Consider the following 9,353-nt stretch of genomic DNA (forward strand, 5'->3'; position numbering starts at 1 on the left):
TCAGAAACAGAATCAGGTGGGTCAAATTCTATGAAATACTGCTTGATAAACGGGTCAATCCAATTGAGTTATAAGTAAGCTGATTCAGTTGATTGCTGTCCACCTGCTTACCGTAGAACCGCTACTGGCTTTATTCAAGCGATCGGAAAAATGCCATCTGCACCTTTTTCAAGGCGCAGATCAGCTCTTCTTACGCTCACCGAGAATCAGGGCAATTAATGCAGTTTCAGTGATAGAGTATGAAGGTGAGAGAGCGGGATTTTTCAGGTTGGTATATTCCTGACTTTGGCGAAAATCTTACCGCTTAGTTAAAGCGTCCCGCACATCAATCAAGATAGGTGGAACACACTTTTTCAGAAAAGTTTTGACATCCATTCCTGAAGACTTTTCCTTTAAGTCCTCTCCGGGTCGAGCCTTAAAAATGGTTGAATGTTCGTTGCCTTTAATTTCTTCAGCAGGACGTCCATTGGTGTAATAGTAAAGTGCTAATGACTTCCGCGTACACCCTTCTGGACAAGTCAAGGGTTCGGGATGTCCATGATAGGTGAAGTCTGTTGTTGTGAACAGAACGAATCGGTTAAAGATGGGAAGAATCTTTTTCTCACACCGAGTCATATCTGTGTCCCAAAGTTCTAGATAACCGCCGTATTCTTCTTTCCAATCTTTGTTGAGGTACAGGAGAAGATTTAATCGGCGATCCAGTCGCATTTTGGTATGCCGATTAAAATCTGCATGAACTTTCAAGTAGCCGCCCCTTTCTATCTGATGAAGTCCACCGCCTTCAAAGTGGGGATCGGGGATGATTCCATTAATACCTGTCAGAGTTTCTAAAAAACTAATGAAGGTTGAGGAATTTAATTGGTAGAGGAGAGCGCGTGTATTGTCTCCCATGTAACGCTCATGTTTGTTCGCCAGCTTCTTTTCCGACTTATTTTCAAATTTTTGCCAATCAATGTCGCCAGCTTTGGGATATTCATTCAGGATGTTATCTAAAACCTCTTCCGGAAAAAAGTTATCGATCACGATATGTGGAAATGGCTTAGCATTAGCATATTCTTCTCGATGTTTAAGCGCCAATTCATTTAATTTATCGGCGTCAACACGAAACATCACATTTGAAGTCATATTCTTCTCCGAGAATGTTTATAAAGTGAGAATGGAGAATTCTCAGTGACTAAAACAGCTTGGAAACCTTCAGTTGAAAGAGCCGGAAACTCCTGACTATAAAGGCAAGCGAACGACAAACAGTAGGCATAGGACAATCTGACCGAACGTCCTGGTAAAAAGAGCCAGGTCTTTGCTTTCTTGGCTATAAAATAAGGTAAGACCCGCTGCCAAGACAAACATAGCTGCAAGTCCAAACCAGACAACCTTCTGTTTCTTGACTTGACGAATTATCTGACTAAGGTTCTCGACCGAGCGGGCTAAGAAAAAGCTCGCCGTCAAAACAGCTATAGCTATCAGGCTATACTTCAAAAAGTCCATCCCCGTTCCACCCGCCATGGTCACCAAGTAGATCAGGAAGTAATGCACGGGAACGACGGCCAATGAAGCAATACCCCTCAGCGATAAAGTATCTTGGCCAACTTTTAACCTGGGTTCTCCACAGATTGCCAATACCCCGGCAAGACTGATCGAAATCACAGCAAAACTCACGACATAAAAACCGATACCTACTGTTCCCCAACGAAAGAAAGATGCCCCACGTTGTAATAGGATTAGACCTGCGACGCTGTTGAGTCCTCCAAGCATTAATAACCCAGAAACGACTCGCCACCGATGGGTTTCGATGAAACCCCTGTAACGCATAGCCGCAACACCAATAATGTAGCCTGCAAATGGATAGGCCATCCAGGGTGAAAGCGGATAAGATACTCCAGGCGTATCTTTAGTGCCAAGTATCCAATTGAGTATTCCCCAGGTTTGCGGTTCGTTTCCAATAGAGGAAATCAAAGGCCCTAGCAAGTATCGCAGGAGGGAAATCAAGACCAAACCAATAAGGCTATAAGTGAGTGGAGATGAAGACCTTCTAATGAATTCCATTACTAAACTCGAAAGAGCGATAAATCCCAGAAAATCGAGTCCCAGCCATCTTCCATCGCTCCAGTGCATTAATAAATCGGCAAGAATTAGTATGATAAATTTGTTAATAATTACAGTCCACTGACCCATCTTTTTCTTCCGGCTCGACTGAACTCCGTAACCAACACCTGTTACAAAAAAGAAAAGAACTGGAGCAAAACTACTAATAAACAATAAACTCCCTGAACCGCCACTATCAACCTAGTTGGGAGCCAGAATTTTGTATCCCAGATGATTCAAGATCATCAGGAGCGCTGCTAAGCCTCGCAAAACATCGAGTTCTGTCCAATGAATACTATGATGAGCATCGTTTTTCATAAGATTATAGACAGTTTTTAACTCTATATACAGGTACTATTTAGCTTAAGTCACGTAGCTTTGTCGATAACGGAAAAGAAGGGATTTTAATTAATTTTTGTTCTCTTAAAGTGGCAGATTTAAATATTGATATAACCACCCAAATATTCAAAAAATAACATCCGATTGGAACAGAATAAAGAAAATAACTTTCTTGGTAAAATTAGCCCTTTGTTCTCCATTTATCCTCTTTTTCACTGAAGGATGGGGCTGATAGGAAGAGTTCCTGTTACAACATATCGACCGAAAAGTACAGCCGTGAGTAAGCCGAGGAATAGTGCAGTTGCCCAAAGATCCTGTTTGAAACAACCCAATTTTTCACGCCAAAGCCCATACATGGTTACGCAATAGAACGGAATATCGCCAACGGCGACGGCAATTACAGCCCCTTTTATTTGCATGAAATGATATCCAACCAATAAGGCAGTGCTGAGCATTATTAAAGTGAGCAGATACCCTAGAGTGTTGTAGATCGGTTTCCCAAGAGCCATAAGAGCAGGGCTCATGGTACTGTACAGCGAGGTATGCCAGATACCCACAGCGATAATGGGCAACATCCAGGCGGCATCGTGATATACCGGTTTATACAAGAGGCGAATCGCGAAATCTCCAAAACTGACAAGGATTGTCAATCCTGGGGCTAAAGCGAGAAGGAGAAGTCTGCGATTTTTGAGAATCTTGGCACGAAAGGCTTCGCGAGGAAGGTCAGCAAGCTTGGAAAAAGCCGGGAAAATCACCTTACCGCTGAGGGCTAAAATGACAGAGCGCGGGAGATCAGCCAGCGTATAAGCAATGCCATAAATGCCCAGCGTAGCGGGTGAGACTAATTTACCCAGGATGAGGCGATCAGATTGCGAGGCCAGAAAGGTGAGTGCCGTTGAAAAAAAGATCCACTTACCAAACGAAAAAATGCTTTTTGCCGCCTCTTTATCCCAGGCAAAGCGGTTAGGTTGTTCTGGCAATAACCGATGACTCCACACCAGTTGGACTGTGGCAGCCGCAAGTCCCCCGGATACAAGCGCCCAGACGCTTTTATCAAAGTAGGCCCAGATCATCATTGCTACCAGTCCTATAATCTGCCCCCCTAACTCAAAGATTGCCAACTTACCGACGGCAAGTTGGCGGTTGAGCGTGAATAGAGCAGTGGAGTCCATACTAGAAATGAGTGTACTCAGACCCACTACGGGGATTAGGTATAGAAGCTGTTTCTCTCCGTAGATTTGGGAAACAGGCCAAGCGATCAAAATGCAACCCAGCCACAACGCGACACCGCGAATAGCCTGTATAGTCCAGGCCGTGTTGATAAAACTTGGGTCATCTCCGCGCTTGTTCTGGATGATGGAAGGACCTAGGCCGACGTCTGAGAACAGGTGTAAGCCCATGATGAAGACATTGACCAAGGCCATCAGGCCAAAGGACTCTGGAAGGAGCAGGCGAGCTAAGATGAGGTTACTGGCAAATCGCAGAACCAGACTTGCCCCATAGCCACCAATGGTCCAGGCTGTGGCACGAAACGCTTGCTTTTTAAGTGATGACATGATTACTGGAGCCAGAGAAGAATTCGGAGGTGTGAGGAGTCAGGCGACGTAACAGCATCAGTTGCTCCTTGCCGTAGGGGTGAAGACCTTCACAAGAGGAGGCGGTGCAGCGCTTGCCTGAGTCTTCTCAATGTTAGAGGGGAACAACGCCGCGAGTCGCGTCGCTTCTTGTTGGGCATCATGCTGTTTGGCTACACGTTCTGCTCCCGTTCTGCCCATCTGTTCCAGCTTTTCTACGGGTAACTGCAAGGCTGTTCGCATGGCGGCGGTTAAGGCTTCAACTGACCCAGGCGGCACCAACCACCCGCATTTTTCAGGCTCTACTAACTCCGGTATTCCGGCGACATAGGTGCTGATTACAGGACGTGAGAGGGCTAGTGCTTCCATAATGACTACGGGCAGCCCCTCGGCAAAGCTGGGGAGTACCATAGCTCGTGAAGCTAAAATCTGTTGCTGCACATCATTAGAACTTGCCCACCCGGTAAGCTCAATGTGGTCTTGAAGTCCGTATTGTGCAATCAAGGCTTCAATCTGGGGTCGCAGGGGGCCATCGCCAACGAATACTAGTTTAAACGGCAAGTTCTCAGCGGCTAACTGACTCGCAGCTTCAATTAAGAGCAAATGACCTTTCTGTTCACTCAAACGACCAATGCAGACTAGTCGAGGTTGATCGGGTATAGAGATATGGGGCTGCTGCAAAAACAGTTCGTCTACGCCACAACGAACGACATGGATTTTTGACCACTGCTCTTGGGAACACCACCGATAAAGCTGACTTCTGCCGAAGGAGCTGACGGCTACAACAAAGGCGGCTCGATTGATTTTTTCGGTTAAGGCGATCGCTTGAACTTTATCAAACTCTTCAGGACCATGCACAGTGAAACTGTAAGGGGGTCCGCCCAGAGTACGACACAACATCGCGACAGTGGTTGAATTTGTCCCGAAGTGAGCATGAACGTGATCTATCCCCAAGTCTGAAAACCAACGTAAAAGAACACAGGCTTCAGCCAAGTAGGCGAAATGACGCAAAATTCCTCGCTCTGAATGCCAGCCAACCAAGAGCATTAGCCATAAAGCACTCCAAAAACGAGCGGGTCTGGTTATCGCAACGCGAATTAGGGCAAAAAGCAGACCGAATTTCCCAATTTCTAAGACAACCTGAGTCAATTCTTGCTCTAGTTTGTCTTCTTCATCAACGAGTTCGGAGCTACACGAGCGGATTGAAAAACGTGCGACTTGAAGACCCATCGCCTCGACTCCAGCAATTTCTCGTCGGATGAAGCTATGGCTAACCTTGGGATACTGATTAACTAGATAGGCAATTGTCATCGTGAACTCGCTCGAAAGGAGTATTTTTTGTTTAATCTTTAGTAGAGCTGTTAAAAAATCAAACTTTTTGTAAACGACCGTGACGACTCTTCCCAGACTGCTGCTTCCAGTTGGAGCAACTGGAGTGGAAAGTACCCGACGCTCACGAAGAGGAAGTGTCTTCCTTTCCTGTGGGCAGTGGATAGGAGAAAAATCACCCTGTCTGCTACTATCTCCTTCTTTCTCCTAGATGTCGCCTCCCTATTCCATCCCCTTCAAAAGTGAGGTGTGTACAACACTCCTTCTCTTGGGAAGGGAAGAAACGCTGTGTTCTCTCTCTCATTGACTACCCCCTGCTTCTCTATCCCTGTAAGGGGAGAGGAGAACTCGCCCGACTCTTTCTCTGAGTAGGCAACTAGGAAAAGCTGCATCCCCATCATAGCCACGCGCACGGCGTTTGCATCGAGACAAGAGGCAGCTAACGCCACTCTTCACGACTACAACAGGGGCGATTTTTTGATGGGTATCGGGACTCAACGAGAGCCAATGTGGTTTCAATAAAACTCTTGTTTTGTCGGCCAAGAACTGCTCCATCTGAAGTGAAGAGGTAGCTAGGTAGCCACAGATTCTTTTTCTTTCCTGTCGCGTATGCTCGTTGCTACGAGTCAGCAAGGTGTTCCGAAGACAAAAACTAGAAGGCAATTCTGAAGAGTCAATTTTTCCGTCATACAAGGATTTTATCCTTCATGAATCTTCTCTTCATGAAGAGAAATGACGCTTCTCACAGTACTCCCTGAACTAGTTAGAGTGTTGTCCTCCTTCACCAGATAACACGCTCTTAGGGCACGAACCCGGAAATTTTAGCGACAGGATATTTTTGTCAGTTGATGGGGTAACGCAGAACACACGGCGGCTCTAATGATTCTCCATCAACTGACCCATACTGAACTTTCGGAAGACGTTTGATATAGTCCTTGATCACTTCAGACATAGAGACACCTCGCCTGTTTGCCTCTTTCTGCAATCTGGCTTTCTCATTATCGTTCAGGCGAACCCGAAGCATATATTCTCGCCTTGCCATGTTGCGACTAATGTTGCTACACTATTGAGATGAAGATAGCACATCAGTAAAGACTCCGACCAACAAAAGAGCAAGCCTATTGATTTCTCTTCGCACAATCGCTCCGTAGCTCCGGAACGTCGGGGAAGAAAGGAGCTTATAAGGATGTATTGTGATATGCCCTTACCGGAAAGTTTCGCAATTGCAGCAGTGGGAGTTAAGCTTGTGGGTCACGTTAGACCTATGACGCTTGTGGAAAGCGACTTCTTTGTATGTCACTAAATCCATTTTTAAATAAATTTCCTAATATCCCAGTTGAGCGGTCAGAATGGGGAATATAAGTAATATAGATTGGGCGGGTAAAAGAGCAGATCTTGTAAAAACATGCGATATGACCAAGGATGAATGAATTTAAGTTTGTGTGCCTTGTGGCATCCCGTCAATCCAGCTCATAGAGTTTTCTTGCTATCGCAAGGAACACGAGAAGTGAGAAGCCCTCGTTGTAACTAATCGGAGCAGGAAGAAAGTAGATCATAAAGTTTGTTACCAGAGGAGCATCAAGCTTTAGAGACTTCTACCACGCGAGGGCTTTTCTGGGGGTGCAAGTCAACAAACTATCATAGAGGTCAAAATGGAAACAGAACCGGTCTCTCAAGTTTTATCAATTAGCAAGCGAGGCAGACAGTTGCAGGAATTGCCAGCCCTGGACAATTCGGAGGTCAGTACTCCGCCTCAAAAAGGGATGAATTTTCGTCCACTCTTGAGGACTGTCCAGCGGAAAGCCCTACTAGTGATTGGCATTACAGGTGCAGTCACTGTTGGTGCCTTTGTTTGGGCTAATCAAAATATCCCAAAGAGCTACAAAGGTGATTTTCAGCTTTTAGTCGAGCCTGTAACCAATGAGGGTAGATTCGTTCAACCCTCTGTACTCACTCGTGAGGGTGGACAAGGGATGGGTCAAGGAATTTCTAACCTGGACTACGCCACTCAGCTTGAGATTTTAAGAAGCCCAAGGATACTATCTGCCATATATGAGCAAGTTAAAAGCCGATATCCTAAGCTGAATTATTTTGCCTTCACAAAAGGATTTGCTGTTGAACGCCTCGCTAGCGAAACCTCTCCGGAACCAACCAAGATTCTCAAAGTTAGTTACGAAGCGGAAGAGCCCAAACAAGTCGAGTTTGTTTTGGATGTCGCCGCGAAAAAATATTTACAATATAGCCTTCAGGAACGGAAGACTCGAATTAGTGAAGGGGTTAAGTTTATTGATGACCAACTCCCGGAGTTAAATGCGCGGGTAGAGTCTCTTCAGTCGCAAATCCAACGGCTACAACAGCAGAACAAGTTGACCGACCCCAGAACGCAGGGCGATCAATTATTCACGCAAGTTCGTGAAATCAACAATCAACTAGCACAAACCCAAAGAGATTTAGCTGAGCAAAAGACGCTTTATGCCAGCTTACAGCAACAATTAGATCTAACACCATCGGAAGCGATCGCCGCCTCAGCGTTAAGCGAAGACCCTAACTATAGAACCCTGCAAGCAAAGATTCAGGAAATCGACAATAAAATTGCCGAAGAAAGAAGTCGTTTTCAGGATGATAACCCCGTCATCCAATCTCTACTAGCTAAACGACAAAACCTACTCAATTTACAGGGCAACGAATCCAATCGGATTGTAGGGGAGAACGCAGCCGAGGCAACAGGCAATCCGAAAGTGGAAGCTTTCCAAAATTCGGTTCGGATAGGACTGATTCAGAGACTGGTTGAATCCGCCAACCAAATTGAGCTTCTGGAAGTTCGCAATCAGGCGCTCACACAAACGAAAAAGGCGATGGAGCGACAAGCCCAGATATTTCCTTCGATTGCACGGGAATATAACGCAATACAGGGGCAGTTGGAGATTGCTAACCGGACACGCGAACAACTCTTGACTCAGCGAGAAACGCTGCGAGTCGAGGCGGCTCAAAAGCAAGTCCCATGGGAAATAGTTTCCAAGCCTCATCTCGTGACCGATCCTACCGGTAACCCAATAGCCAGCAGTAAAGCTAAACCCATTAAGATAGGGGGACTTTTAGCCGGTCTGCTGTTAGGTGTGGGAACGGCTGTACTCATAGAAAAAATTCGCAATATCTTTTACAACGACAAGGAACTGGAAGATGATATCCCCTTGCCGATGTTAGGGATAATTCCGGTCTATAAAGGTTCTAGAAAAGCACAGCCTGCCTTCGTCGAGTCTGCCGAAGGAACCGGGGGCAGCTATCAGAACGATCCGGAATTTCAGAAAGCCTTCGACTCTCTCTACGCCAGCATTCGTTTTCTGTTTTCCGATCCCCCTGTCCGTTCTTTAGCGGTTTGCTCAGCAGGGCATGAAGATGGGAAGTCTACAGTGGCTTTAAATCTGGCTCAAACGGCAGCTAGCATGGGGCAGCGAGTCCTGTTGGTAGATGCCAATCTGCGTCAACCCCAGATCCACGAACGCTTGGGCATTCCAAACCAGAAGGGACTGTGCGACCTCCTGGCCAAAAAACTCGCGCCTAACGAATTCATCCAAAAATCGGCTATAGATAATCTCTTCGTGCTGACTACGGGTCAACTCCAACCCAACTCGACCAAACTGCTTGGGTCGGCTCAGATGCAGTATCTCATGGAAGAATTCCAAGCTACCTTTGACTTGGTTGTTTATGACACAGCCCAGTTCGGCAGCTTTATGGATACTAATTTCCTAGCGGCTCATACGGATGGGATTTTGATGGTTGTTGCTGTTGGCAAGACGAAGCGTACTTTAGTGATGCAAGTCTTGGATCAACTCAACACGTATCGCTTACCCACTTTGGGTGTTGTGGCAAATCATCTCAAGCGGAATACCCACATTCCTTACGAAACAGGAACCGCGCCTGAGTGGAATTCTGGTGCTGAGGAACTACCACCAGCTCATCAGACCGCAGGAAAATGGCTAGGATACAATCCGGACAACTTCAATGAAACGATGTCCTAGTAGCCTCATG

6 protein-coding genes are annotated in these 9,353 nt (G+C 46.1%); 1 reads left to right on the forward strand and 5 read right to left on the reverse strand.

All coding sequences use genetic code 11. From position 1 onward, the window contains the following. Positions 1 to 297: 297 nt before the first annotated feature. The 5 genes from MIC7113_RS31680 to MIC7113_RS31705 form a co-directional block, all read right to left on the reverse strand. On the reverse strand, positions 298 to 1,125 hold the full coding sequence (locus MIC7113_RS31680; RefSeq protein ID WP_015211535.1) for a 2OG-Fe(II) oxygenase: 828 nt from the start codon (positions 1,123 to 1,125) through the stop codon (positions 298 to 300). 96 nt (positions 1,126 to 1,221) lie between these two features. After that, positions 1,222 to 2,256: a hypothetical protein gene (locus MIC7113_RS31685; protein WP_041781529.1), complete on the reverse strand. Its 1,035-nt coding sequence runs from the start codon at positions 2,254 to 2,256 to the stop codon at positions 1,222 to 1,224. Between the two features lie 377 nt (positions 2,257 to 2,633). Continuing rightward, entirely contained in the window at positions 2,634 to 3,977 is a 1,344-nt protein-coding gene (locus tag MIC7113_RS31690) for an oligosaccharide flippase family protein (RefSeq protein ID WP_015211538.1), read from the reverse strand. 57 nt (positions 3,978 to 4,034) lie between these two features. Then, positions 4,035 to 5,306, reverse strand: a complete 1,272-nt coding sequence (locus MIC7113_RS31695; RefSeq protein WP_015211539.1) for a glycosyltransferase — start codon at positions 5,304 to 5,306, stop codon at positions 4,035 to 4,037. An 859-nt stretch (positions 5,307 to 6,165) separates the two neighbouring features. Continuing rightward, on the reverse strand, positions 6,166 to 6,366 hold the full coding sequence (locus tag MIC7113_RS31705; protein WP_015211540.1) for a ribbon-helix-helix domain-containing protein: 201 nt from the start codon (positions 6,364 to 6,366) through the stop codon (positions 6,166 to 6,168). A 610-nt stretch (positions 6,367 to 6,976) separates the two neighbouring features. On the opposite strand from MIC7113_RS31705, the gene MIC7113_RS31710 reads away from it, so the two are divergent. Further along, complete coding sequence (locus tag MIC7113_RS31710; protein WP_015211541.1) at positions 6,977 to 9,343, forward strand: GumC family protein; 2,367 nt, start codon at positions 6,977 to 6,979, stop codon at positions 9,341 to 9,343. Positions 9,344 to 9,353 lie beyond the last annotated feature (10 nt).

Source organism: Allocoleopsis franciscana PCC 7113 (assembly GCF_000317515.1).
Lineage (GTDB): Bacteria > Cyanobacteriota > Cyanobacteriia > Cyanobacteriales > Coleofasciculaceae > Allocoleopsis > Allocoleopsis franciscana.

Bases quoted from the DNA above. Each gene is read 5' to 3' on its own strand.
- MIC7113_RS31680 (WP_015211535.1), bottom strand. From the start codon at position 1,125: ATGACTTCAAATGTGATGTTTCGTGTTGACGCCGATAAATTAAATGAA.
- MIC7113_RS31690 (WP_015211538.1), bottom strand. From the start codon at position 3,977: ATGTCATCACTTAAAAAGCAAGCGTTTCGTGCCACAGCCTGGACCATT.
- MIC7113_RS31695 (WP_015211539.1), bottom strand. From the start codon at position 5,306: ATGACAATTGCCTATCTAGTTAATCAGTATCCCAAGGTTAGCCATAGC.
- MIC7113_RS31705 (WP_015211540.1), bottom strand. From the start codon at position 6,366: ATGGCAAGGCGAGAATATATGCTTCGGGTTCGCCTGAACGATAATGAG.
- MIC7113_RS31710 (WP_015211541.1), top strand. From the start codon at position 6,977: ATGGAAACAGAACCGGTCTCTCAAGTTTTATCAATTAGCAAGCGAGGC.